We start from the raw sequence: 25,192 nt of genomic DNA, 5'->3' as shown, positions 1-25,192 counted from the left end.
AATATTTAAGATTATGTATTTAGAGAAAAAAATGGCCGTTTGAAAATTTAAACTGCCATTTGTATTTCTATCATATATGAAATCACTTTGACTCTATAGGTGGGAATAATACTGGATTAGTTTAAAAATATATCCTTATTTATTTGTAAAAAAAAATACATTTCCATGATTTCCAGGTTGACCATTAGAGCCATTTGTCCCTCCCATATTACTATATTGCGGACCAATCCCACCTTTCCCGCCTTTTCCACCATTTGTATAAACACCTGGATAATTTTTAATTGTGCCTTTAAAATAGCCAACTAGGTAGCCACCTTGTCCTCCAGGAGCACCTCCGCCGCCACCACCACCGCCACTTGAACATCCATATGGAGAATTTGGAGAGGAAGGCTGATCTCCTGCAAGGCCATTTTGACCATCACTACCTGACACATCTACTAAACCATTTGTTCCATCAAAATAGCCTATAACTTCTAAAAAGACAATCCCACCATTGCCGTTAGGATTACGTAAAACTCCATCCCCCCCGGCACCTCCGCATCTATTTCCACCTCCCCAGGTAGCTCCTCTCTCATCGATCGCATTTTTGCCTGGGTAATTATTTACTCCTGACCTATAACTTGATCTTCCACCACCGCCACCGCCACCACCACTATAATCTTTAGTTCCTTTTGCCCCCATACCACCACTAATAGATCCTCCGGCTCCTCCATAACCGCCAGTTCCACCCAAGTTTGAATTTGAATATTTTAATATTAGAGGTGATTGTCCTGGGATACTTATTACTTCTTGTCTTTCGTCCGAACTGAATTGTCTTGCTTCAATTCTACCATTAATAACTAATGAATCTCTAACAATTAAATGAAATATTGAACTACCTCCATTCACAATGAGGGATGCTCCAGTTGGAATAATTACAGAAGCAAATTCCCATCTCTGTGAATTAATGATGCGAGTTTCACCGAATTCCAACTTTAATGATGGTAAAATATTCTGACTGTCAGATTGCGCAGTTAATTGAAATGGAATTAGGTAATAACAAATAATAAGAATTAAAATTCGCATAGGTTAACAGTGATTAATAAAAGGTTATAAAATATGATTAAATTTATGTAATAAAATTAGATTGTAAAAATAAATTTTGGTAGGCATTATATTTTTCTCCAATTCTTAGCGTCGAATAAAGCCCATTGTTTAATTTGCTAATTTGAACATTTTATTGTTAAAAATCATTGGAACACATCTTTCCGTTTCAATTGGTCTTTTATTCAGTGAAATACTTAAACCTATCTGAGGACGAACATAATTGTTGAAGTTCTTCATTATCCTGTTTTTTCTAACTTTAGCATAACGCTGAGTAGTTCTGATGCTTTTGTGTCCTAACATTTTGCTTACGTCTTCAAGTGGCATGCCCAGGTTTAACATTATATCCGCGAAAGTGTGACGGGCGAGGTGCGTGTGTAGTTCACGTGGAATGCCACAAATAGCAGCTATTTCCTTTAAATATCCGTTGTAATTAGTATTTGAAAGAATAGGTAAGAGAGAGTTCCTCTTTTTACAAACAGGGTGATCTTTATATTTATCTATAAGCTGCTCAACTACTGGAAGCAATGGAACTATCTCCATAACACCAGTCTTGCCCCTATGCTTACATAGCCATCTTTCTTTTTGTGGACCTACAAGAATTATATTTTCAGGAGAAAGTGCGAATAGATCCTGATAGGCAAAACCTGTCAAGCATTGTAATACATACGAATCGGCCACTTCCTGTAACCTTTGTATTCCATAATCTTTTTTAAATATTGTGTCTACCTCTTCCCATTCTAGAGGAATTACTTCATTGGTGTCTCCGCCACAGACAAAGTCCGCAATAGGGTTTTCCATGATAATTTTCTTTTTAACTGCAATTTTTATAATCTGTTTCAGCTTTTTTATATGCTTTTTTGCAGTTGCGTCAGCGAGCTTTGATTTTGCTTCTAAGGTAAGGTAGTCATACATTTCGTCGCCAAAATCGTGCGAAATCTCAGGAAATAAAATATCAATTTTGTTTTCTTCTGTTTCAACTTCCTGTTTGGTATTTCGTTCTTTTTCCTTGTTTTTAGTGAAAAGCAGAAATTCAATTACTTTTTTCTTGCTTGATTTCCATTGACGTAATGTACCATCTGATCTTTTCTTCTCTTTTACTAGGTTAGCAAATTTTTTGATAAATTGATCAAAAGCCTGCATTAAGGTTAGTTTTTCCTTTTCTAGTTCCTTCTTTGGTGGTTCAATTGCCGGAATTCCTTGATAAACCCTTTTAATCATTAGGGGAGTCACTTTCTCATGTTCAATGAAAAGCTTATCATAGATTCTTTGTAAGTCAGTTTCCACCGACTTTATCTTTTGGTTAATCGTTCGGTAATTCTCTTCTTTTTTAGAAACTTGCTTTTTGTACGGGAAGCCAATTCTCGGGTGTTACATTTGCTGAGAAGAATACTTCTTCTTCTTGGCAATTGAGAGTAATTCGCATCTTCAAAGCCCCTTTTCCATCAGACCTTAATTTTGATTTCGTTCCCACTACCATAGTTAGAAGGTAGAGCTCATCCTTAATTTTTTCCATTTCTACACATTTAAACGTTAAAAAAACGGTTAACGCATTAACCAAACATCACTATCAATCACTCTTCGTAGTGTCCAAAAATAAGCCATTAGAATGGACACCACAATGGACACCATATGGTATGGTTTAATATGTTTTTAAATGAATTGAATATTAGTGCAGAAACGCAGAAAAGATATGCTTTAAACTAAAAGAGCGTGCCTTAGCACGCTCTTTGTGATCCCGCTGGGACTATAACCTTAGGCACCCAAATACTACTTTAGAATTTTCATACTGGACCCGACGATTTATTTTATCTACTCATATTACATAAATTTGTGCCTTAAATGTTCCATATCGTCGCTAATCTTTACATCTACGATTTTGGCGTAATGCTGTGTTTGTTTTAAAGATTTATGACCCATCATTTTAGATACTGTTTCTAAAGGTACTCTATTTGTTAATGTGACAGTTGTTGCAAAAGTGTGACGAGCCATATGAAAAGTGAGCGTTTTATTTATTCCGCATAGATCTGCTATCTCTTTAAGATAAGCGTTCATTTTTTGATTTGAAAAACATGGAAAAACTTTATCATCCAAGTTTATACCATTGGTGGTATATTTTTCTATCATTTGTATTGCTGGAAAAAGTAAGGGAATCTTTGTAAGACTGAGAGTTTTTGTTCGTTGATATGAAATCCATTTTTTTCCATCAACACCATTAAAAAATTGGTTATGTTTTAATTTGTAAACGTCAGTATAGGCTAGGCCAGTAAAACAGGAAAATGCAAAGATATCTCTTACAATTTCTAGTCGACTAATTGAAAAGTGTTTTTTTAACAGGCGCTCAAGCTCATCTTCCGTTAAAAATTCCTTAATCACTTCTTTTCTAACTAGCTTGAACTGGTGAAAAGGATCTTTTCTGAGCCATCCTGTCTTAATAAAATGAAGAACAATCTTTTTAAAATTTCTTATGTATTTTGAAGCTGTGTTTTGGCTGCAATTTCTAACAGTTTTCAACCAAAAATCGTATTCTTTTACAAACTCGTAATCCAGTTTTCTTATTTCTATATCCTCACATTTATATTTCCATTTTATAAATTCCCGTGTATGTGACAGACTAGTCTCGAATCTTTTAATTGTTCCAATTGCATACCCCTTTCCTTCAAGCTCTTTCATTTTATCATTCTCTTCCTGGAAGATTTGAATTATAAATTTTCTATCATCTGTATTGCCAAATAGCAATTGGAAAAGATTTTCTGTTGTAACATCTTATCCATTAGAAATGAGTTCCCTTTTGCTATCGTAGACTTTTGAAACTAAAGCATCAATATAGTGATTGATAGATTTTGCATCTTCTTTGTTTCCAATAGCACGATTTGCACCCTGATTCCATCGATCTTTGAACCAGTTTCTTTTGGTTGAAAATTCTTTCGAAATACCATTTATGGTAATTCTACCATATAAAAGTCTTTCTGTCCCTTTACTGAATTTTGTTTTCTTTAAAAAGAAAAGCAATCCAAAGCTTTTTTCTAATATAAATATTAATTTTATGGTGTAACAAAGTTCGGATTGATGCTACATTTTTACAAGATGTAAACCTGCTTAACTAGTTGCTTAGCAATGCTTTCAGCGTTTAATCGTGGCAACTTACCTAATGAAGATAGGTTGCCACGATTAACGCTTTTTATTTTTGTGGGTTTTTGTATTTTTTGTTGGATAGTAGTAAAAAAAATGCCTGCAAATAGTGTATTTACAGGTATTTTGTATTTAAGTAATATCGTCTAGACATAAAAAAAGGCGATATTTTCTATAAAATATCACCTTTTGTGGAATCGGCGGGATTCGAACCTTATGGGTCAAAGCCGCTTCCAGTGCGTATTTTACAGTGCTAAAAACAAAAATGCCACGAATAGCGATTATTCGTGGCATTTGTATCATTTGGCGGAAAGGGAGGGATTCGAACCCTCGATACTACCTTGCAATGAATGTTTCCAAGCACTATAATTTTATCACCTACTATGTCTGTTATTCGGAAAATACTATACTTCCAATTCTCTTAACAGTTTAGAGCCTTTATCGGTCAATTTATATCGCTGTTGACTGCTTGTAACTGGAGATTTAGTTTTAGTAATCAACTCAATATTTTCTAAGACGTTTACTGTCCTAACGACATTGTTCGTATCGTTTATCATCTCGGCTTTACTAAAAAGTTCTTTTCTTGTTTTCTCACCGTCATCCAATGATAGAAGCATAATAGCCATTTTTCTTAAAGAAGGATTGTTTTTTTTGTTCTCACTATTCACTAAGTCAGATTTGAATAGTTCACAAATTTGCTCTAATTTGGTCACTAAGTCAAAAAGGGGATCTATTTCTTTGGGAAACTTTTTGTTGGAACGCTTATATTTTATGGGTGATGTTTGGGTCTTTACTAGTAATCCAATATTTACCAAAGAATTTAAACAATTTTGCACTTTATTTGGTTCAATATTTATTTTGAACTTTGTGAAAATTATTGCTGTTAATTCCGTAGCAGTTGTAGGGTCTTCCAGTAGCTTTTCGGGAAGAATTCTTTGCATAATCATTTTTTTAGGTTTAGTCTCTTTACTTGAAATATCACAAATAGATGGGTTTTCGGGATGATTCTTTCTCAAAATTGCAGTTACCTCTCTCCATGTTAAATTGAAAGAAGGGCTACATAAAACGCTTTTTTCTATACCGATAAATTTTATATATTTCTCCTGCTCTTCTGTATTAAAGTATTTATGAGCCTTCTCAATTCGTTCTATTGATCCTCGGTTAATTCCTGACTTATTAGCCATTTCAATTCGACTAAACAGTAGCTTTTCTCTAGCTATTTTGAGATTTTTTCCGATTATAATATTGATATCCTTTGCCATGCATTAATTTATGGCGGTTTGTGAAAAAATGTATTAAATATTTCTATGTATTATTAGAGGAATTCACTAAGTTTGTATAAATAGTTTCTTCTCCGAAAGAGAGGATTTATGGTATTTAAAACAAAGAGTCTTGCGGTTGCAATTTCTGAAGCCGTAACGCAAGGCAGTAGTTTAAATACCCATGTCTATTCTTATATAAAAGCTTTTAGTATATTTGCTTGATAAGATAGATGTGGGCCTACTGTTAGTCCGTGTTACGTTAGGCTTCAGAAACTTTTTCGCAACCACGGCATGTAGGCCCGCATTTATCTAAAAATGTCTCATCCCAAGACTCGTTTAACCAATAACGAGTTATGATTATTAAAAACAAACATTCAAAAAATCCCAATCCGCCTTAATTCCATTAAGGCTAGAGGTCTGTATGACCATCCGAAAAAGTGTCATTGTAAATATATCATCTGCTTTGTAACCAATTAGAGACTACTATATCGGAACATTTTTACGAGTTATTCTAATGACCTGATCCATCGCCTCCGCGATGAAAGGGGAAGATTATGACCATTTTTAAAACCTTAAAATGAACAATTTTATAAGGACTGGGAGAAGTATAGCCTGTTCAAAGCAGGCTGCCCAGCAGGTAAATTTAGCAAATACACAAACTAATTGTATTACAAATAAAGCATATAGCTTAAGAGAACTATTAATTCTAAAGACTCTTTTAGTAATTGCTACCGTATTTCATATGTTTAGTTTATCAGCTCAGACGCCCCGCAAGGACAGCGAGGCCAATGGGTTGTTATCCATTAGCGGTACTGTCGTATCCTCCAAAGACGGAAAACCAATCCAAGGAGTATCCATCCAAGTGCACGGTGAAAAGGGTAGGGCTTCGTCCAAAAATGATGGTTCCTTTTCGTTAACAGTCTCCAATCCTAAAGGTACTGTTTCATTCTCACATGTCGGTTTCAAGCGCTTAGAAACTTCGTATAGTGCTGGAGTATCATTGATAGTGAAATTGATACCATTGGAGAATCAATTGGAAGAGGTGGAGGTGGTCTCTACTGGCTACCAAAAAATTCCGAAGGAGCGGGCGACGGGGAGCTTCGAGTTTGTGGACAACAAGCTGCTCAACCGCAAGGTGTCGACTGATTTTATAAGTAGGCTGGAGGATGTGGTACCAGGGATTGCCTCTACGAAAATATCAACCAATAAAGGTGATTTACTAAATGTAAATATTCGGGGTGCGAGTACACTACAGTCCGAGCGATGGCCGCTTATTGTCATCGATGGTGTACCTTATGATAATAGAATCGCAGACTTTGGCAGGGGACTATTTAATAATATCAACCCGAATGATATTGAAAATGTGACCATACTAAAGGACGCTGCTGCATCTTCGATTTGGGGAGCGCAGTCTGGCAATGGAGTCATCGTTGTCACGACCAAACGTGGAAAGTTTAAGGATAGGACAGAGCTTTCATTCAATTCAAACGTTACTGTACAGCAAAAGCCAGATCTGTATTATTATCCGCAGATGAATACCTCAGATTACATTGACGCGCAGCGCTTTTTATTTGATAAGGGGAAGCATAACGCAAATTTTAATCGCTGGAATGTCAATCTGCAGCCTATCTTATTGCTGATGAAGCAGCAACGGGATGGCTTAATGAGTACATCTGAGTTGGAAATCGAATTGGATAAATTGCGTTCAGTCGATATGCGGGATGATTTTGAAAAGTATATCTATAGGCAAGCCATAAATCAACAATATAACCTCCAATTGAGGTCCGGAGGAGAAAAAGTAAATACGCTGTTTTCTGTTGGGTATGATCATAATATGGGTAGTTTGGTCACATCCTCAAATAATAGGCTGGTTCTGAAATCTGCTAATCAGCTGCGACCGGTCAAAAATCTATTGTTGGATTTTTCTGTAACGTATACGCAGTCCAAGAGTAAAGACAGCTTTGTACCGGTAGGGTATAATAGGCTTGGATTAGGGGAAGCAAATTACCCCTACTTGCAGTTGGCGGATGGAGAAGGTAATCCGCTGGCTGTTGAAGCAATTCCTAGAAATTCAACATTTCGTGATACAGTCGCAGGAGGCCGCCTATTGGATTGGAAGTATAGACCTTTAAAAGAGCTGAATGATTCGAGGCAGACACAGACAGTTAGGGAGATGTTTATCAATTTATCGGGGAGCTACGCCTTTGATTTTGGGCTTAAGTTGAACGCATTGTATGCTTATCAGCGAACAACCAATCCAGTTGAATCATGGCGGGGGATCGGCACGTTCGAACAGCGGGATTTAATCAACTATTATTCGAGTTGGAATGCGGATCAGATATTCTGGGCATTGCCTGTGGGTGACTACCTGGAAATTGACAATTGGAATGGTGCTACGCATCAAGGGAGGGGCACGATGGAATTTAACCGCACTTGGCTTGATAAACATGAACTAAGTTTGCTGGCTGGATACGAGATTCGTGAGGTTGACAAAAGTTTGAATGTCGCCCAATACAATGGCTATAATCCCGAAACTGGTGCTTACCAATCTGTAAAGTATGGTATGGAAGTTCCAGTACTCAATGGTAAGGCTGGGGTGAATAATCTGATCGATAGAAATCGCTATGAAAACTTTTTAAATAGGTATGTCAGCTATTATGCCAATGGTGCTTATACCTTTAATAAGTGTTATACGCTAAGTGCAAGTTTTCGAAAAGATGCATCGAACTTGTTTGGAGTGAAAAGCAATGATCGCGGACAACCTTTTTGGTCTGTTGGTGGTGCCTGGTTGTTGACCGCTGAAAACTTTTTAAAGGATGGCATATTGTCACACCTTAAATTGAGAGCAACCTACGGTTATAACGGAAATGTGAACAACACATTGGCTGCTTATCCCGTGATGGCCATACAGAATGAGGCGCACTACCTTACGGGTAATAACTATGCGATGATGGTGGCTCCCCCAAATCCAAAGCTTAGATGGGAAAGGGTCGGTAATTTAAACTTAGGGATTGATTTTGCAACAGTATCGGGTAGGCTTTCGGGTAGTATAGAATATTATCGCAAACTACCGAAAGATCTTATTGCTCCGGCACAGGTCGACCCAACCGTTGGTTTCACCACCTTGACGGTAAATAGTGCTGATCTTGACACCAAGGGATGGGATATATCGGTTCGTGGAGTACCGCTTAAAGCGGAACAATGGCAATGGAACAGTGATTTTATATTTTCCTATACCCGTACAAAAGTGGTCAACTCCTATCTCGCCAGTGAACAGGGAAGTAGTTTTCTGAGTGGCGCCAGCTCGATGTTGATGACCGCCATAAACGGTATGGATCTTTATAGCCAATTAACATACAAATGGGCAGGGCTGAATCCGCAGACCGGAGCACCACGGGGATACGTTGATGGTGTCATTTCAGAAGATTATAATAATATCGTAAATGCAAAAATAACCGATCTGGAAAATCATGGTAGTTTGACACCGTTTTACTATGGTGCCTGGCGCAACACATTTCGCTACCGCATGCTTGAATTATCCTGTAATATCAGCTACCAACTGGGACATGTCTTTCTCCGTAGCTCATTTAACAACGCTAACTTTATAGCAAGGGGGATTGGCCATAGCGATTATGCGTATCGTTGGCAAAAGGTGGGTGATGAATTGGCGACGGATGTACCTGCCTTTATGTACCCCAATAATGCACTAGCGAGCCAATTTTATGAAGGTTCATCAGCACTCGTGGAAAATGCGGGGCAAATAAAACTCCGTGATATACAGGTGAGTTTAAACCTCACTCAACGACCTCATTTTCCGTTAAAAAATTGCCGGGTATATGCCTATATCCAAAATGTGGGTACGCTTTGGCGTGCAAATAAGAAAGGTATAGACCCAGAATATGGCCGGTCTATACCGGAGCCCCTGAGCACGTCAATAGGATTTAGTTTTAACCTCTAACACAGCTATCCATGGGAGACGATAGTGTATAAAAATCTATTGTCCCTATGGATGGCTCATAAATATTGAATTATGAAATTTATTCAGTTATTATCTTTTTCAACACTAATGATCTGTTCATCATGCGATCACTTCTTGGATGAAAAACCGGATATTAAAATGGTTATCCCAAAGACTGTTAATGATTGCGATCTTTTGCTTAACGATTATGCCACCCTCAATATGGGGTATCCCGCCTATGGAGAGTGGGGGGCAGACGATTATTTTCTGACAAAGGAAAACTGGGAATCAATCTCCAATAATGACCAGCGTAATGCTTATATCTGGGCGGATGAACCTTATACTGATGTTGTTCAGTGGCAGCGCCCCTACAAAGCTGTTTATCTAAGCAATCAGGTATTGGAAACGCTACAAGCGCAAAAGGAGGGATCTGATGATGCCTTTTATCAAAAGGTATCAGGCGGAGCGTACTTTTACAGAGCCTTTGCTTTTCATCAGTTGATAGAAGTGTATGCACCCGCTTATGAGAAAGAGCGTGCTGTATCTGAATTAGGTATTCCTTTGCGTATGGATCCTGGCATTGATGAAATCTCTACGCGTGCTAGTCTGGAAGATAGCTATAAACAGGTTATCGCTGATTATAAGTTGTCTATCAATCAACTGCCTATACAAGAACCTAGGCGAGGACGCCCTGATCGCGCGGCTGCTTATGCAGGTATGGCGCGGGTATACTTGGACATGGCACGCTATGAGGATGCTTATCACTATGCAGACTCCTGTCTTAAACTCCGTGCTGAGTTGATGGATTTCAATACCTTGCCGATTGCGAATGAGTTGCCTATTTCTCGTTTTAACATGGAGGTTTTGTTTTCGGCAGTTAGCACGGGGGCAGGCCCGATGGCCTTTAATCTGGCTGCTGTTGATCTATCACTTATCAACCAATATGCGGCAGACGATATGCGGAAACAATTATTCTTTCAGCCTAATCAAAACGCTCCCGACACCTATAGCTTTAGAGGTAACTACGACAACTCTTACAGTCAGCTTTTTGTTGGATTGACCACGAGTGAAGTTTACCTGATCAAAGCAGAAGCGGCTATAAGAACAGGAAGAGTAAATGAGGCATTATCTGCCCTAAATGCGTTGCTCGAAACACGGTGGAAAACCAATACATATGTTGCCATCAAGGAGTCTGATCCTGAAGTATTGCTTGAAATCATCCTATTGGAGCGACGCAAGGAATTGCTTTTCCGTGGTCGTCGATGGGCAGATCTTAAACGGTTAAATTTAGAACCGCGTTTTCAAAGGACACTAATTCGCCATGTAAATGGTGAAAAATATGAATTGGCGCCAAACAGCACGAAGTATGCTTTCAGGCTGCCCGAGCCCGTGATTGACCTGGGGAATATACCACAAAACAGAAGATAAACATTAAATAACTAATATAACATGAACGTAAATTCACTTACCCTTACCGTGCTATTCCATCTGATTATAGCCGTGGGTACTTTAAAATCACAGACCAAAAAGGAAGTAGATCTGAGCAAGGCCCTAAAAGTAGGGGATAGTTTCATTCCACCTAAAGCTGTTCAATTTATGCGGGGCGAGCTGAAAGTAATCGACTGGAAGGCGCTAGAAGATAAAGTGGTGATATTGGATTTCTTTGATACGTATTGCGGTACTTGCATTGAATTGATGCCTAAGCTTCAAAAATTGCAGGATAAGTATGCTGATAAAGTCCAGATTATCAATGTAGGCTGGCAGGATAAACAAACACTGGAAAAATTTTATGCTAGCAATGCCTATCTGAAAGAAAACCATGTAAACCTTCCGGTAATCTATGCAGATACTTATCTAAAGGAGCGTTTCCCACATCAAGGGGCTCCACATGTCGTATTTCTTTATAAGGGAAAAATACATGCGATTACATTCTTTAGGCAAGTGACAGCAGAAAATATTTTAGCTCTTTATGAGACCGGGGCTATTAATCTACCGCTTAAGAATGATTTTGGTACGGTTGACCTATCTGCAGATATCAACATGGTAAAAAATTTAAAGACAAGCATCGTGATTACAGGATATCAGGATGGTGTGCCAATGGAAGCTTTTTCAACCAGGTTGGACAGTGTAACAGGTAAGTTTAAGACGACCATGATCAATAGGGCAATTTATAGATGTATAAGGCTGTGTACGAACAAAATGAAAAGGGCTGATTTTTTTGTGCCTAATGACCGGGTGGTATGGAAGGTGAAAAATCCACGAAAATACGATGACTTGGACCGGGTTGGCGAATCATGGTTAATTGAAAACGGGATCTGCTATGAACGCACTGACGAAGTATACAGACCTGATTCTATACAGGCACGTTTGGTTTTGAATGATCTGCATAACGTATTAGGGATTAAGACCTATTATTCGACGAAAAATATGAAAAGTGTGGTATTGAAACGAGGGGCTATGCGCAAATCAAAGGCTCCTAAAACAGGAAGTGGACGCATATATGAAAATAGTAGGGCATTAGCAGAATCTATTGAGTCCAGCGGTTTTTTTCCAACTGCTGTGGATTTAGTCAAAAGTAAAGATCACATTTACATTGGGAGTTTTAATAATCTTGATGAACTTAACGATCAACTGGGTCCTTATGGCATAGTCGCTGTCATTGAAGACCAAGACATTCCAGTGTTTGTTGTTGAAGAAGTGGATCAATAAAAAACAGAAAGGGTATGGTTTTAGCCATACCCTTTAACAAATCCTGTTATTGAGGAGTTGTCATGTAATCTTTAGTCCTTCATCTTTACATTAGCCGTGGGTTGACCATTTTGCAATGCCTGCTGAATTTCAGCTTTCAAAGGATCACTTAAGACTGGTCTATCCGAACCATTATTTGTCGCTTGTATCGCACAAAGTGACGTTGTGCCTGGACAAGATGGTTGTGTAGGTGCTAATGTATAGTGTGAGGGGTCGTTTTGATTAGTTCCGGTAAATGAGAACCATGCCATTTTTACCTCCTTATTCTAGATCATAATTTATTTAATTGGTCACATCGCACTTTGCAGTTTGATGGCCCCCGGCTTTCGCATGGAAAGCTTGATGGTACTGGCGGGGACTCCTTATTTGCCAGACCAATATTTTCGGCACCCACCCATGGGGGAAGAGCGCAAACTTACGTCTATACCTTGTCAGCGCAGACTCTTTGCGTACTCTTTTTCCGATCACAAACAAATACAGCTTGGTAAAATCCTGTCCCCATTGGGAATTGCCAACCTCAGAATAACGAAGTATTAGCATAGCAGTATGGATTGACCGTAAGATTTGTTTTGCGATATATTTAAAGTAACTCTTCATTTTCCTTTTGTAATTGTCTATTACAAAGGAGAGGATACTTGGTAGCCTATAATCGGGTCTGGCGGTATTATTTTAAATTTTATAGATCTTTTTTGCTTTCATATATCGTCTTTGGATCGATATATAAAAATTGGCTCAGCAACTTATTATTCAAACTGAGAAATAGCGCAGGCATCAGTGCTTTGAGTTTTGAGTATCTGTCCCTGGAATCTTGCGCCATTATAAGTGCCTTTTTATTGAAAAAGTCTGATTTGCGCTGCCGCATAATACTCACAAAGTGATGCATACTCGGATACCGATCTTGTAGCTCTTGTAGAATAGCCAAGGGTATACAGGCGATTGTGCTTTTGCTGAGGAACTGAATATTCAGTTCCTGGCTATTGAAACTGTACTCATGCTTAGTGCCGGTAAAGTAATGACCTTCGGCCGCAATCCAGTGCAGATAGGGCTTTTTGAGTTTCATCTCATAAGCGCCAACCCTGCCCTCAAGCACATAGCACCAATAGGGACGACTTTCATCCTCCCGGCAGTAGATCTGCCCACGCTTCCCCTGACGTATCTTGGTGTGCTGTATAAGTTCTTCGCGGCAGGGGTCGTCTGCATTGAAATAGCTATTTAAATGTTTTGTAAAACGTTTCATGGTTAATATATAGTAAATGAGTTTTTTATAAAAAAAAAGAAAACGCCATGAGAGAGATATGGCCCATGGCGTTTCGTTGAGTTAATCTAAGATAATTTATAGTAGCTTGTAGTAAATCCTGATGACTAAATGTCCTTCCAGTCGTCGACTGAACGCCTCGTTCGCTTCAGATTCGATAGGGATTTCCGGGGTATCCGACTGGATCTTGTTTGACTCATATTCTGTTACCTTGACAGAATCCCGCGGAAAGGTACTGGTGCTTTTTTCATTCGTCTGCTTGTCCAAAGTAATATCTGCCTGATTATTTATTGAAAAGGCGATCTGTTGTGCGAGGTTGTTTTTGAAGTCAGCGGAAAGGGATATAAGGTAATCAACCTGGCTTTCTGAAAGTTCAAAACGGGACATAAGCCAACTGCGTAGACACAGTAGGATCAGCTTTTGCTCCATCATCTGGAATTCAATAGTCGAGTTGTACAAGTCTTGGAGCCATTGCTTGACTCCGAGGGCATCGAGTGTGTATTTGTTCATACAGTTTAGTTTGTGTGGTAATTCCTAGAGCCGAAATAATAGTGGCATGCCAAGCTATGTTTCAGACAACCAGTAAATACCGTTGTTAAAAATTAAATTAGTTTTATAATTCGATTGAACAGCGAAGCTATGGGCTAATCGCTAAATAGTGAAGGAAATGAAGGTTCAAATCGGCGAGGTGGAAATCTTGTCCGTCGAAATGGATTTAAAACACGTTTAAAAGCCTCTTAGAGACGGTTGTCAAAACCATGAAGGTCTATATTTAATCTATAATGGAATGTAAAGGAAATGTTACGCTAGGTGGTTGTAGATATTATTAACTTGTTGATTAATTTATTATCACCCTTATTATGATAGCACTTAAACCTTTTTTTCGGTCGTGGTATGGGAACATGCGGATTATAGTATTGCTTGCAGGTATTTCATCTTGTTTCATCACCTTTTATACGACCTACGAATCTTTTTTTTCGAGTATAACCAGGGAAAGACATATTGTAATATTTCTTTTCAGTTGGTTATTAATGCTACTGGCGATAACACCTGTCGCTTACGTCGTCTACAAACTGGATGCGAGTACTTACTTGGGACAAAACGATAAAATACGTTATCCTATGCAGTTTTTAGTCCTTGTGCTTCTATTGGGAGCTATTGCACTCCGGGTAGTGTATAAAATCTATTTGGCGTTATTCGGTGTGGACTTGCAAAAACGAGATTATTTTGAACGGGATTTTGTCGTTGTGATGTTTTGCCTCATTATGGTTCAGTTTTACTATGCTTTTCGGAGGGAAAGAATAAGGAATAACTTTAGAAAAAAGCGATCAAAGGTAATGCAAAAATGGCTTTTACAAAAAGATGAGCAGATAAAAACGCAGGAAAGAGAGCATAATGAACTGCTTATGCATTATGAGCATGAACTCTCCGAGCTAAAAAGTCGGAAACAGCGATTGCGTGCAAACCACGATCGTTTAAGTAGCCATGAGATTAGATTACAGACTTGCCTCAAAGAGGCCACCCAACAGTTTGAAGTCATGTTCGGTGCTTTAAATGAAACAGTAAGAATTCCTCAGGTTGCGTATTTTCATTTAAAGGAAGGGTCCGCTAAATCTAAGTTGGTCGATGTCCGACTGCTAGACGGTCGTGAGGGTACCGTCGATATTGATTCGCTCGCCAAAATTGAAAAATTGTGGCCAAATCTATTTTTCCGTGCTGGCCGGGGGATGCTCATCCAGCATATGGCGATTAAAGACCAATATAGAGATGAAGGCGATTGTATCGTTGAATTATTTGGCGAATCCAATGAACGGTTAAAGGTATCAGTAGAAGCATACGATAGGCTTTTGGAGATCAAGCGGGAATGGATGCGCATATTACCTGAGGATGAGGATTAAAATTAGGGGACGGAAGACCGTCCCCTGTCTATTTAAAGGCGCTAACACTTAAAGTCTTTCGATAACCTCCGCCAACGGTAGGTCGTAATAGGCGGCAAACTCCTGAACGGTAAGGGGCTGGTGCTTGGCTTTGCCATAAGCATCTTTTGCCTGTTGGTATTTGCGCTGCGCCTGTCTGGGGCTAAGGTCGAGTACGGATGCGACGTCTTTTGCACTGATACATAGTCGGTATTTTTTAGTCATTAGAAATAGGGCTATGGATTGTCTATGGGCATAGCATGGCTATGCCGCGGACAATACCTAATGGTACCATGATTCTCCTGTCAGCTGGATACCTCTCTGTCCATATTCGCCAATGTGCGTTTATAGGCAGCCCTTAAGAAAGAAATTAATAATCTACTTTTAACGTTTGTGCAATTGTTTTGTTTTAAATATTTGTATCATAATATTTTGTAATCGGTCATCTGACCTATTACATAGGGTCTGAAATGGGATAAACGGCATAAAGATTCTTTCGGTATACCGGCACTAGTCTGACTGCAGATGGATACGGTTCATTCACATTTTACATACTGCTGTTATACTGCTTGCTGTAGCTCTTTGGTAGCTTCTTAGTAGCTTCCCAGTACCTTTTTGGTAGGGCATTGGTACCTTTTCAGTACACTCCCGGTACACTAACAGTACTTAAATGCTCCTTGACATTAGACATGTAATGCCATATTATGCCATTCCGAGCCTTACGCTGTCAGATTTCGCCATGTTGGCCATATGCGGCCATTTTGGACAGGGATCGCTTTGGCGCTCGACATCTTTGTGTTGTCATTAAAAACTCAATATCATGGCAAAACAAGAAAGTTTAATCAAGTTTAGAGGCAAGGTCGGGGACCTTTCCTTTAGCAAACACCGCAGTCGCGGTTACGAAGTCCGCATGAAAGGTGGTGTGGACAAGGCCCGGATCCAGACGGATCCTAATTTTCAGCGGACGCGTGAAAACATGGCCGAATTTGGTACTGCTGCGGGCACGGCCAAACTCTTGCGGATCCAGCTGAACAATCTTCTGCGCACATTTGCAGACAACACCATGCGCAACAGACTGACCTCGCTGATCCACAGGATCCAAAAGTCGGATTCGTCCAATGCGCGTGGCGAGCGCATCTTTCTGGAGGAAAATAGCACGATGCTCAAGGGATTTGAATTCAACCAGGCCAGCAGCTTAAAAATGCTGCTAGGGGAAAAACTGGCGCCTACCTATGATCGTGCCGCTGGCGAAGCGACACTGATCATTCCAGAATTCAATCCGCAGAATGATGTGATGTTGTTGCCTGGGGCAACGCATATGTTGTTTACACTGGCCGTTGCCGAGTTGAGTACTGATGAAGTACCGCCACGTCCGGTGATGATCAAATCGGGCTACATTCCACTGATTGGTGTGCACGTGGAGGAGACCCTACAGGCACCATTAGTAGTGGATGCTGCAAAGGTTGTTTACATCATCGTGGGAATCTCGATGTATCAGGAGGTGAATGGGGAATTCTATCCACTCAAGAACAACCCTTACAACGCGATGACCATCGCAGAGGTCGATATTCCTTAACCCATGATCAAGGAAAGACATACGCTCAAGCTCATAAGGAAATATGGGACTGAGGGAACAAATGGAACGATCACCTTTAATGGCGAGCATATCTGCCATACGATCGAACTGCCTGACCGCAATAACATCCGACGGATCAGCTGCATTCCGATAGGTCAGTATAAGCTCGAGAAAATCCGCTATCCGCGACATGGTGAACAGATCGGTATTCCGAATGTGTTAAACCGTGAGGGTATCCTTATTCATGCGGCTAATAATGCTGAAAAGGAGCTGCTTGGTTGCATTGCTCCAGTGACAACGCTGACAGGTGAAGGTCGGGGGGATTACAGCGGCAAGGCACTGGCCAAGCTCAAAGCATTGGTGTATAGCTTGTGGGATATGGGGGATGAAGTCTATTTGAGTATTCGATAGCAATTAGGAGGACATGAATAGGCAACTGCATTCCTTTGTGCCATCTTTTTAGCAAGCTGACGGCATAAATCAAACTCGCTATGCTCGGACAATGATTTATGCTAGCCTCATCTTGCGTCAGCGATAGGCAGTCGGAACGCAAGGCTTTCAATTCCATGATCTCCTTAGCTTAACGAAAAGTGTGTGTTAGAGGATGGGGATTTTTAAATACGTACAAAAATGAAAAAAATATTTAACAAAATAGGGCAGGTGCTGCAACTGGTGCTGGCGGCGCCTGTTAAATTACCGGGTAAGGTCGGGAATATATTAAAATACCTGGCTTTGGGACTGGGGATCGTGGAGACAGTGTTGGATCAGGAGGAGCCCCCGCCAGAGGCCGACGACATACCTGAGAAAGGCTCGAAGGAAGCAATGGAAAGGAGTGAAGCCGATGAAGCTCAATGATATCCGTATCTCCACTATCGGTGGAACAATCTGCTCCATCTGGGCGAGTATCTCGCTGGGTGATGTACTGCAGACGATCCTTACGGCTGCTCTGGGTACACTGGCAAGTTTTGTAACCAGTCGTTTACTGGGGCAATGGAATCGGCGGGGACATAAGTAGCCCTCTGTCTAGTAAATGAAGGGAGTACCGAATATGGAGCTCCCTTTCTTAATCAGCATTATTGCCTCAATATCCAACCTTATAGCAGTATATGTCAAAACAGGAGAGAAGAAAGCTGAAAAAAATCCTTTTTTCTATAACATGATGATGAATTTTCTGAATATTATATTGTCCAGTATCAATATTTCTATAAATTTTATCGTTTTTCCCCTACTATATTGATAATTGCTTGGTTAAAGTTTAATATTGTTGAAAATATTATTGCCAACTATTATCAGGATTATGTTCTCTAAATTGTTTATTTATGAATAGAAAAATGAAAACAGTAGCTTTTCTATCGCTATTGTTTATAACGACCGGTATTCAGGCGCAAGTCGGAAAATATCAGTGGAAAGAAACCTCAGAGGGAGGCTATACCTATAAATACGTGACCAACGACCCGGTCCAAACGCGGTTTTACAAATTGAAAAACGGATTGACTGTTATTTTAAGCCCCAATAACAAGCAACCTCGCATACAGGCTTATATTGCAACTAAAGCTGGTAGCAAAACAGATCCAAAAGATCATACCGGACTGGCACATTACCTGGAGCATATGCTCTTTAAAGGAACAGACAAGTTTGGTAGTTTGGACTGGTCCAAGGAAAAACCGCTGCTGGACGAGGTCGACAATCTTTATGAGAAATACAACCATAGTACAGATGCTAATGAACGCACTGCTATCTATAAAGAAATCGACCGTGTATCGGGGGAGGCATCAAAATATGCTATTCCGAATGAATATGATAAACTGATGAGCAGCATGGGCTCCAAGGGTACAAATGCGTTCACCTCATTTGAGCAAACGGTCTACGTCGAAGATATCCCTAGCAATGTGATCGATAAATATCTGACCGTACAAGCGGAGCGATTCCGCAATCCCATCCTCCGTTTATTCCATACAGAGCTTGAATCAGTCTACGAAGAAAAAAATATAAGTTTAGACAACGATAATAGAAAATCGATCGAAGCTATTTTTGCGGCCATGTTTCCCAATAATAACTACGGTAAGCAAACCGTTTTGGGATCTGTGGAGCATCTTAAAAATCCATCGCTCAAAGCAATCCGTGAATATTACAACACCTATTATGTTCCGAATAATATGGGCGTGATTATGTCGGGTGATTTTAATCCTACCGATGTGATTAAACGCATAGACAGGGCTTTTTCGGGTATGAAATCCAAACCCGTACCAGCATATACCTTTGAGCAAGAGCAGCCCATCACTAATCCGATTTCAAGGACTGTCAAGGGCCCTGCTTCGGAATATGTCTTAATGGGTTTTCGTTTCCCGGGGGCAGCACATCCAGATGCGCAGATCCTCAATCTAATGGCTAATGTACTGACCAATGGATCTGCCGGCTTGATCGACCTGGACCTTGTTAAGTCTCAGAAATTATTGGGAGCAGGTGCATTTCCTTATATTCTAAAAGATTATTCGATGCTTATTCTTCAGGGTAACCCGGGCACTGGCCAGAGCCTGGAAGACGTCAAAAAACTGTTGTTGGCTGAACTGGAGAAATTGAGAAAAGGAGATTTCTCCGCAGACCTGTTGACATCTATCATCAATAATGAAAGAAAAGCACAGATCAAACTCTTCGAAAACTACTCCAGTACCGCAGAACAGCTTATGTCGGGCTTTAACGCGGAGTTGGATTGGGCAAAAGAGTTGGCTTATACGGACCGCTTAGCTAAGATTACAAAAGAAGATATTGTTCGCTTTGCCAATAAATACATTTCTGACGTCAATTATGTGACGGTCTTCAAGGAAAAAGGTCAGGATACTAATGTAGATAAAGTAGTCAAGCCAGCCATTACGCCTATTACGGTCAATCGGAATGTAGAGTCTGCATTTTTGAAACAGATTAATGCAATGCCGGAGCAGAGTATCAGCCCCAAATGGATAGATTTTGATCAGGAGATTTCCAAGTCAAAACTGAAGGATTTGGATGTATTAGCTGTTCAAAACAAAGATAACGAACTGTTCTCCCTGACTTATCATTATGATTTTGGTAGCTGGGACAATAAGTTACTGGGCTTGGCCGTCGGATACCTGGAATTTTTAGGTACAAAGAATAGGAGCAGTGAAGAGTTTAGCAAAGCATTCTATAAGCTGGCGTCAGACTTTTCAGTTTCTTCCGGAAATGAAGAAAGCAGTGTTTCTATTTCCGGTTTGGGCAGTAATTTTAAGGAGTCAGTCGGTCTGCTGCAAGATCTGATGCATAATTGTATAGCGGATGAGCAGGCATTTACAGCATTCATTGACCGTATTAAAAAATCCCGCGCCAATGCCAAGGAGAATAAAGCTTCTATTATGGAGGGGCTAAAAGCATATGCTCGTTATGGGGCCAAAAACCCGTTTAATTACACCTATACGGATCAAGAATTGGATGGATTGAAAGCTTCGGACCTCGTAGCGGTATTGCATAAGTTAGCGAATGCGAAACACCGTATTCTCTATTATGGACCGCAGACTGTAAATGAGTTGGTGAAAAATCTGACACCGCTAAAAAACAATAACACGGCCTATGCAACAATAGAAAAGGGTGTAAAATTTGTAGAAAAGCCGACTGATGAGAGCAAAGTCTTTTTTGCTCAGTATGGCATGAAGCAGGTTGAAGTATTCTGGATCAGAAATTCAGGGTTATTTGATAAAAACCAACTTCCGACGGTTACTTTTTTCAATGGATACTTTGGAGGCGGTATGGGCAGTATTGTTTTCCAGACGCTTCGGGAATCTAAAGCATTGGCCTATACGACTTATGCTTACTATGGACAACCACAAAAGAAAGAAAATCATGGCATGGTCGGTGCTTATATAGGAACGCAATCTGATAAGTTTAAAGATGCTGTAGGTGGTATGAATGAGCTTTTGAATGAACTGCCTGAATCAGCTGTAGGCCTGGAATCGGTGCGTACAAATTTATTAAAATCATTGGCCAGTGAACGTATCACGGGGACCGGTATCCTTTCGAGCTATATGGCAGCACAACGCCGTGGACTTACCGAAGATTCAAGAAAAATGATCTTTGAAAAAATTCCTCAATTGTCATACAGTGATCTTAAACAATTTCACAGCGATAATATAAGCCGTAAGCCGTATAACTATTGCATTGTCGGAGAGGAGAAGGACCTGAATCAAGACAATATTACAGCACTTGGTAAAATCACTAAGCTTAGCTTAAATGAAATCTTTGGATACTGATCCACACGGAGAAGATAGATTTAATAGTTTATAGTTGTATTGGGGACCGCGTTGGCATACGTCGGTCCCTTTTTTTATAAGTGGCCTATTTCTTGACTCATGTATTGTGCCTGTATTGTCTTCCTAATTCGGTGTAATTGTATTCTATTAGAGTAAATTCATAGCAGTTGATCTTTGTAGCAGAAATGCCATTGCAACATCATGTTTACAAAAGCTTTCGTTACGTCAGTAATAGTATTGTGCAAAAAAAAATAAATGCCACGAATAATCGCTATTCGTGACATTAATATAATAAACACTTTAAAACTTGAGTTAGCTTGGAGCGGGGCACCGAATATTATTACTTCAATTTGTCTTTTACCGCTTTACTGTGCTCCAGATGTGTCCTCAAAGTCGGTAGGGTCTTATCCACAAATGCCTTTAATTCGGCATCTTTCAGATTTTTACTGGCATCCTCAAAAAGCTTTACGTCTTTTTCGTGATCCTCCACCATCTCATCGATATAGGCTTTGTCAAATTCTCTTCCCGTCTTTTTAGCCAGATCATCTTTTACTTTTTGCTGTTCAACGCCTATTGTAGCTGGGACAGTAATGTTTTTTCCCCGGGCGAGTGTAGTCAGTTCGTCATTGGCCTTGCTGTGGTCTTTGATCATCATTTCTCCGAAGGCTTTGACATCGGCATGCTGTGCTTTTTGCTGTGCCAACTGCCCGAGTTCTACTTCGGACATCCCGCCATTTGCCGCTTCAGTGACAAATTTAGCATCTTCTTCGCTGACTGACAGAGGCGTCGCAGCCGCCTGATTATCATCCATATTTTCAGGCGACTTTTCCTCGTTGATACTGTCTGCCGTTTCCTTACTGTCATTCTTTGCACCGCCGCCGCAACTTTGGACAGCAACAATCGATAATGCAATAGCTAGGGTCAGAAATATTCTTTTCATATGCTTATGAGTTTGATTTCAAAATAAACAGTACTCGAAACAATATCGTTCAAAAAAAAGTGATTATTGAAAGGGGATAGTTTTCTCAGCAGTCTGGATAGATCCTATGCCGCGAATGAAAGTATGCCATCTAAAGCGGAAATGGCTAAGATCATCCTGAATATGGAACCCTTGAAATGGAACAGCACGCAAGGTGAAATCTCGTTGCTCAAACTAAATGTATTTAAATCATTGTTCATTTAGCATATCCTCTTGGAGAACATATTTTGAAAAATATTGTTTCTTATACAGTCAGTAGATAAAAGTAGAAGATCTGCTGCTTCCGGATCAGATCGTATTGCTGCTGCTGGAAATAAAGTGATCAGGATCATGACAACCAATAGCAGTGATCATGGTCTGAAAATTATTATAAATCTAACTTTGACGTGTCAAACCATAAAATAAATTTATTATGAAAGCCAGCGAAAACTCCAATCAGATTGTTCAATAGATGATCGATTTGCCCTCACGTATCTCCCCAGGTTCTAGTTTTAACGGTTTAATATCCACTTTATGACGTATAATATCCCCAATCATCTCAAAGGTCTCAGCCAGAACGAAGTAAGTCAGGCGAGGGCAAAATATGGGTATAATCAGTTGACGACAACTCATAAAAGTACCTGGCTGGAGTTGCTGTTGGGTATTTTAAAAGAGCCTATGCTGATCTTACTGATAGTTATTTCACTGATCTATGTAATTGTGGGCGACTATGCTGAAGCAGCTTTTATGGTGGTGGCGATCGTGGCGGTCACTGCGATCTCGTTTTATCAGGACAACCGCAGCAAGAAAGCGTTGGAAGAGCTTGAAAAACTCAATGAGCCCCTGAGTGTGGTCATCCGGGATGCACAGGTGGTCAAGATTCCTACGCGGGAAATTGTCGTAGGCGATCTTTGTATCACAGAAGAGGGACGCATGATTAATGCGGACGGAGTAATCGTACACAGTAACGACTTTTCTGTCAACGAGTCATCACTCACTGGAGAGAGCTTCTCCGTGTTCAAGGATAGTACGACAGCCGATAATTTCGTTTATAGCAGCACAATAACAGTGTCGGGACTAGCTGTCTTTCAGGTACAAAGGATAGGCAAAGAAACGCGCGTAGGCAAAATTGGCGAATCCATACGAACGATTAAAGAAGAGATCTCGCCCTTGCAGATCCAGATCCAGAAATTTGTGAAAGCAATGGCAATCGTCGGAATTGTTATTTTCCTGCTCGTCTGCCTGTTTAGTTACCTCGATACGCACAATATCGTAGTGAGTCTGCTCAATGGGCTGACCTTAGCAATGTCCATACTACCCGAAGAAATTCCTGTGGCATTTACGACTTTTATGGCCCTGGGGGCATGGAAGCTCATGCGCGAAGGCATTATCATAAAAAGGAGCAGTATCGTCGAGACCTTGGGGAGTACCACTGTCATCTGCACCGACAAAACAGGTACCATTACAGCCAATATCATGCAATTAAAAAGCCTGTATGATTATCGTTCCGACAGGGTTTATACCGAAGCTGAATTTGAGCATGAAGCACTTCATGAACTTATTGACTATGCAATGTGGAGCAGCGAGCCAGTGCCTTTTGACCCCATGGAGATCACATTGCATAAAATATACGAAAAAACACAAAAAAATGATCTAAGAAGGAGTTATCAGCTGTTTCATGAATATCCGCTGGAAGGTAAGCCGCCGATGATGACACACCTTTTTGAAAATAACGAAAAGCAGCGGATCATCGCGGCCAAGGGCGCTCCCGAATCAATACTCAGCGTTTCACGGCTCTCCGATACCGATCGAGATAAGATAAGGGCGGTGATTAAAACTTTTGCTCAGCAAGGATATCGGATTTTGGCTGTTGCAAAATCACATTTTGAAGGAAATAACTTCCCTGCAAAACAGCAAGATTTTACGTTTGAGTTTTTAGGGCTCACGGTGTTCTATGATCCGCCCAAAGAGGGGATAAGGGAGGTCTTTCAGCAAATCTATACGGCCGGAATCAAGGTAAAGGTAATTACTGGCGATAACGCTGAAACAACAAACGCGATTGCATTGCAAGCAGGAATTGTCAACGGTACGCCGGCTGTAAATGGTAGCGAAATCATTGGGAATACCGAAGATGATATTATTAAGCTGGCTGAGCGGACCACGCTATTTACCCGAATGTTTCCAGAAGCCAAACTTGCGGTTGTCAATGCATTGAAAAAGAGTGGTGAGGTTGTGGCCATGCTCGGAGATGGGGTAAATGACGGCCCGGCGTTAAAAGCAGCGCATATTGGTGTGGCCATGGGAAAAAAGGGAACCGAGATCGCCAAATCAGCGGCGGCACTGGTCATCACCAACGATGATTTGCAAAAACTTATCGTTGGTATCGCTGCCGGCCGCCGGATTTATACCAACATCAAAAAGGCTGTGCAGTATATTATTTCCATTCATATCCCCATCATTCTGACAGTATCCTTGCCTTTGTTTTTGGGGTGGATCTACCCGCAGATATTTACCCCTGTACATGTGATCTTTCTGGAACTGGTCATGGGACCTACCTGTTCTGTCGTTTATGAGAACGAACCTATCGAAAGAAATACGATGAATCAACCTCCAAGGGCGATGGGGAAGACTTTTTTAAGCATCAGGGAACTGGGCATAAGCATCATCCAAGGGGTAGTGATCACGCTTGGGGTCTTATTTAGTTACCAGCTTACTGTCCAGCACGGCGGGAGCGAGGAAAAAACAAGGGCGATGGTGTTCTGTACCTTGATCTTTTCGAATATATTATTGAGCTATGCCAACCGCTCCTTCTATTATAGTATCATCGAAAGCTTTAAAAATCGTAATATTCTATTGTTGGGGATTTCTTTAGTTGTATTGATCTTGCTATTTGTCATCTTGTATTGTAGGCCAGTTGCTGCTTTCTTTGAGGTCGCAGCGCTCAGTGGATCTGAACTGGCGATTGCTCTCGCCGTTGCAGGTGTATCTGTACTTTGGTTTGAAATTTACAAGCTCATGAGGAGAGCATAGCTAGAGTTTTTATAT

At 40.4% G+C, this 25,192-nt stretch carries 23 protein-coding genes; 11 read left to right on the top strand and 12 right to left on the bottom strand.

Translation table 11 applies throughout. From position 1 onward, the window contains the following. Nucleotides 1-135: 135 nt before the first annotated feature. The 6 genes from D7322_RS21040 to D7322_RS21020 form a co-directional block, all read right to left on the bottom strand. Nucleotides 136-1,065: a hypothetical protein gene (locus D7322_RS21040; RefSeq protein WP_121126202.1), complete on the bottom strand. Its 930-nt coding sequence runs from the start codon at nucleotides 1,063-1,065 to the stop codon at nucleotides 136-138. A gap of 129 nt (nucleotides 1,066-1,194) precedes the next feature. After that, the gene (locus D7322_RS21035; protein ID WP_121126201.1) at nucleotides 1,195-2,370 is read right to left on the bottom strand and encodes a site-specific integrase; all 1,176 of its coding nucleotides are present in this window, start codon (nucleotides 2,368-2,370) and stop codon (nucleotides 1,195-1,197) included. A 43-nt stretch (nucleotides 2,371-2,413) separates the two neighbouring features. After that, nucleotides 2,414-2,599: a hypothetical protein gene (locus D7322_RS21030; protein WP_121126200.1), complete on the bottom strand. Its 186-nt coding sequence runs from the start codon at nucleotides 2,597-2,599 to the stop codon at nucleotides 2,414-2,416. Nucleotides 2,600-2,904: 305 nt separating this feature from the next. Then, nucleotides 2,905-3,822 carry a site-specific integrase gene (locus D7322_RS21025; RefSeq protein WP_262707657.1) on the bottom strand — a complete coding sequence of 306 codons (918 nt, stop codon included), beginning with the start codon at nucleotides 3,820-3,822 and terminating at the stop codon, nucleotides 2,905-2,907. 27 nt (nucleotides 3,823-3,849) lie between these two features. Beyond that, nucleotides 3,850-4,095, bottom strand: a complete 246-nt coding sequence (locus D7322_RS29280) for an Arm DNA-binding domain-containing protein (RefSeq protein ID WP_220700146.1) — start codon at nucleotides 4,093-4,095, stop codon at nucleotides 3,850-3,852. Nucleotides 4,096-4,619: 524 nt separating this feature from the next. Next, nucleotides 4,620-5,477, bottom strand: a complete 858-nt coding sequence (locus D7322_RS21020; RefSeq protein WP_121126199.1) for a helix-turn-helix domain-containing protein — start codon at nucleotides 5,475-5,477, stop codon at nucleotides 4,620-4,622. A gap of 742 nt (nucleotides 5,478-6,219) precedes the next feature. On the opposite strand from D7322_RS21020, the gene D7322_RS21015 reads away from it, so the two are divergent. From D7322_RS21015 to D7322_RS21005, 3 genes are all read left to right on the top strand, one after another. After that, nucleotides 6,220-9,435 (top strand): SusC/RagA family TonB-linked outer membrane protein, encoded by a 3,216-nt coding sequence (locus D7322_RS21015; protein ID WP_183078797.1) that lies wholly within the window; start codon nucleotides 6,220-6,222, stop codon nucleotides 9,433-9,435. Between the two features lie 72 nt (nucleotides 9,436-9,507). Next, nucleotides 9,508-10,863 carry a RagB/SusD family nutrient uptake outer membrane protein gene (locus D7322_RS21010; protein ID WP_121126197.1) on the top strand — a complete coding sequence of 452 codons (1,356 nt, stop codon included), beginning with the start codon at nucleotides 9,508-9,510 and terminating at the stop codon, nucleotides 10,861-10,863. Nucleotides 10,864-10,884: 21 nt separating this feature from the next. Then, nucleotides 10,885-12,144 (top strand): TlpA family protein disulfide reductase, encoded by a 1,260-nt coding sequence (locus tag D7322_RS21005; protein ID WP_121126196.1) that lies wholly within the window; start codon nucleotides 10,885-10,887, stop codon nucleotides 12,142-12,144. Between the two features lie 71 nt (nucleotides 12,145-12,215). Here D7322_RS21005 and D7322_RS21000 read toward each other — a convergent pair whose 3' ends face one another. The 4 genes from D7322_RS21000 to D7322_RS20985 form a co-directional block, all read right to left on the bottom strand. Continuing rightward, complete coding sequence (locus D7322_RS21000; RefSeq protein ID WP_121126195.1) at nucleotides 12,216-12,434, bottom strand: hypothetical protein; 219 nt, start codon at nucleotides 12,432-12,434, stop codon at nucleotides 12,216-12,218. 31 nt (nucleotides 12,435-12,465) lie between these two features. After that, nucleotides 12,466-12,723, bottom strand: a complete 258-nt coding sequence (locus tag D7322_RS20995; RefSeq protein ID WP_147430511.1) for a hypothetical protein — start codon at nucleotides 12,721-12,723, stop codon at nucleotides 12,466-12,468. Nucleotides 12,724-12,859: 136 nt separating this feature from the next. After that, nucleotides 12,860-13,420, bottom strand: coding sequence for a Crp/Fnr family transcriptional regulator (locus tag D7322_RS20990; RefSeq protein ID WP_121126193.1), 561 nt, complete (start codon nucleotides 13,418-13,420; stop codon nucleotides 12,860-12,862). 96 nt (nucleotides 13,421-13,516) lie between these two features. Beyond that, nucleotides 13,517-13,948: a hypothetical protein gene (locus D7322_RS20985; protein WP_121126192.1), complete on the bottom strand. Its 432-nt coding sequence runs from the start codon at nucleotides 13,946-13,948 to the stop codon at nucleotides 13,517-13,519. 521 nt (nucleotides 13,949-14,469) lie between these two features. On the opposite strand from D7322_RS20985, the gene D7322_RS20980 reads away from it, so the two are divergent. Continuing rightward, complete coding sequence (locus tag D7322_RS20980) at nucleotides 14,470-15,336, top strand: hypothetical protein (protein WP_121126191.1); 867 nt, start codon at nucleotides 14,470-14,472, stop codon at nucleotides 15,334-15,336. Nucleotides 15,337-15,384: 48 nt separating this feature from the next. Here the strand turns inward: D7322_RS20980 and D7322_RS20975 are convergent, their stop codons facing one another. After that, nucleotides 15,385-15,579, bottom strand: a complete 195-nt coding sequence (locus D7322_RS20975) for a hypothetical protein (RefSeq protein ID WP_121126190.1) — start codon at nucleotides 15,577-15,579, stop codon at nucleotides 15,385-15,387. Nucleotides 15,580-16,174: 595 nt separating this feature from the next. Here D7322_RS20975 and D7322_RS20970 point away from each other — a divergent pair. The 5 genes from D7322_RS20970 to D7322_RS20950 all read left to right on the top strand — a co-directional run bounded on the left by D7322_RS20970 (nucleotide 16,175) and on the right by D7322_RS20950 (nucleotide 21,189). Next, nucleotides 16,175-16,930: a hypothetical protein gene (locus tag D7322_RS20970; protein WP_121126189.1), complete on the top strand. Its 756-nt coding sequence runs from the start codon at nucleotides 16,175-16,177 to the stop codon at nucleotides 16,928-16,930. 3 nt (nucleotides 16,931-16,933) lie between these two features. Continuing rightward, nucleotides 16,934-17,341 (top strand): DUF5675 family protein, encoded by a 408-nt coding sequence (locus D7322_RS20965; RefSeq protein ID WP_121126188.1) that lies wholly within the window; start codon nucleotides 16,934-16,936, stop codon nucleotides 17,339-17,341. A gap of 219 nt (nucleotides 17,342-17,560) precedes the next feature. Next, nucleotides 17,561-17,785 (top strand): hypothetical protein, encoded by a 225-nt coding sequence (locus D7322_RS20960; RefSeq protein ID WP_121126187.1) that lies wholly within the window; start codon nucleotides 17,561-17,563, stop codon nucleotides 17,783-17,785. After that, nucleotides 17,772-17,945: a hypothetical protein gene (locus tag D7322_RS28545; RefSeq protein ID WP_183078796.1), complete on the top strand. Its 174-nt coding sequence runs from the start codon at nucleotides 17,772-17,774 to the stop codon at nucleotides 17,943-17,945. The genes D7322_RS20960 and D7322_RS28545 overlap by 14 nt, the downstream gene beginning before the upstream one ends. A gap of 304 nt (nucleotides 17,946-18,249) precedes the next feature. Continuing rightward, the gene (locus tag D7322_RS20950; RefSeq protein WP_121126185.1) at nucleotides 18,250-21,189 is read left to right on the top strand and encodes a M16 family metallopeptidase; all 2,940 of its coding nucleotides are present in this window, start codon (nucleotides 18,250-18,252) and stop codon (nucleotides 21,187-21,189) included. 340 nt (nucleotides 21,190-21,529) lie between these two features. Here D7322_RS20950 and D7322_RS20945 read toward each other — a convergent pair whose 3' ends face one another. Further along, nucleotides 21,530-22,129 (bottom strand): DUF4142 domain-containing protein, encoded by a 600-nt coding sequence (locus D7322_RS20945; protein ID WP_121126184.1) that lies wholly within the window; start codon nucleotides 22,127-22,129, stop codon nucleotides 21,530-21,532. Nucleotides 22,130-22,195: 66 nt separating this feature from the next. On the opposite strand from D7322_RS20945, the gene D7322_RS28540 reads away from it, so the two are divergent. Continuing rightward, entirely contained in the window at nucleotides 22,196-22,372 is a 177-nt protein-coding gene (locus tag D7322_RS28540) for a hypothetical protein (protein ID WP_183078795.1), read from the top strand. Nucleotides 22,373-22,681: 309 nt separating this feature from the next. Beyond that, entirely contained in the window at nucleotides 22,682-25,177 is a 2,496-nt protein-coding gene (locus tag D7322_RS20940; protein WP_121126183.1) for a cation-translocating P-type ATPase, read from the top strand. Nucleotides 25,178-25,192 lie beyond the last annotated feature (15 nt).

Source organism: Sphingobacterium puteale (assembly GCF_003627955.1).
Taxonomy (GTDB): domain Bacteria; phylum Bacteroidota; class Bacteroidia; order Sphingobacteriales; family Sphingobacteriaceae; genus Sphingobacterium; species Sphingobacterium puteale.
The sequence above is the reverse complement of the archived record's forward strand: the minus strand, read 5'-3'. Positions and strand labels throughout refer to the sequence as shown.

Coding starts and splice junctions, on each gene's coding strand:
- D7322_RS21040 (WP_121126202.1), bottom strand. CDS start 1,065: ATGCGAATTTTAATTCTTATTATTTGTTATTACCTAATTCCATTTCAA.
- D7322_RS21030 (WP_121126200.1), bottom strand. CDS start 2,599: ATGGAAAAAATTAAGGATGAGCTCTACCTTCTAACTATGGTAGTGGGA.
- D7322_RS21020 (WP_121126199.1), bottom strand. CDS start 5,477: ATGGCAAAGGATATCAATATTATAATCGGAAAAAATCTCAAAATAGCT.
- D7322_RS21015 (WP_183078797.1), top strand. CDS start 6,220: ATGTTTAGTTTATCAGCTCAGACGCCCCGCAAGGACAGCGAGGCCAAT.
- D7322_RS21010 (WP_121126197.1), top strand. CDS start 9,508: ATGAAATTTATTCAGTTATTATCTTTTTCAACACTAATGATCTGTTCA.
- D7322_RS21005 (WP_121126196.1), top strand. CDS start 10,885: ATGAACGTAAATTCACTTACCCTTACCGTGCTATTCCATCTGATTATA.
- D7322_RS21000 (WP_121126195.1), bottom strand. CDS start 12,434: ATGGCATGGTTCTCATTTACCGGAACTAATCAAAACGACCCCTCACAC.
- D7322_RS20995 (WP_147430511.1), bottom strand. CDS start 12,723: ATGCTAATACTTCGTTATTCTGAGGTTGGCAATTCCCAATGGGGACAG.
- D7322_RS20990 (WP_121126193.1), bottom strand. CDS start 13,420: ATGAAACGTTTTACAAAACATTTAAATAGCTATTTCAATGCAGACGAC.
- D7322_RS20985 (WP_121126192.1), bottom strand. CDS start 13,948: ATGAACAAATACACACTCGATGCCCTCGGAGTCAAGCAATGGCTCCAA.
- D7322_RS20980 (WP_121126191.1), top strand. CDS start 14,470: ATGCTACTGGCGATAACACCTGTCGCTTACGTCGTCTACAAACTGGAT.
- D7322_RS20975 (WP_121126190.1), bottom strand. CDS start 15,579: ATGACTAAAAAATACCGACTATGTATCAGTGCAAAAGACGTCGCATCC.
- D7322_RS20970 (WP_121126189.1), top strand. CDS start 16,175: ATGGCAAAACAAGAAAGTTTAATCAAGTTTAGAGGCAAGGTCGGGGAC.
- D7322_RS20965 (WP_121126188.1), top strand. CDS start 16,934: ATGATCAAGGAAAGACATACGCTCAAGCTCATAAGGAAATATGGGACT.
- D7322_RS20960 (WP_121126187.1), top strand. CDS start 17,561: ATGAAAAAAATATTTAACAAAATAGGGCAGGTGCTGCAACTGGTGCTG.
- D7322_RS28545 (WP_183078796.1), top strand. CDS start 17,772: ATGAAGCTCAATGATATCCGTATCTCCACTATCGGTGGAACAATCTGC.
- D7322_RS20950 (WP_121126185.1), top strand. CDS start 18,250: ATGAATAGAAAAATGAAAACAGTAGCTTTTCTATCGCTATTGTTTATA.
- D7322_RS20945 (WP_121126184.1), bottom strand. CDS start 22,129: ATGAAAAGAATATTTCTGACCCTAGCTATTGCATTATCGATTGTTGCT.
- D7322_RS20940 (WP_121126183.1), top strand. CDS start 22,682: ATGACGTATAATATCCCCAATCATCTCAAAGGTCTCAGCCAGAACGAA.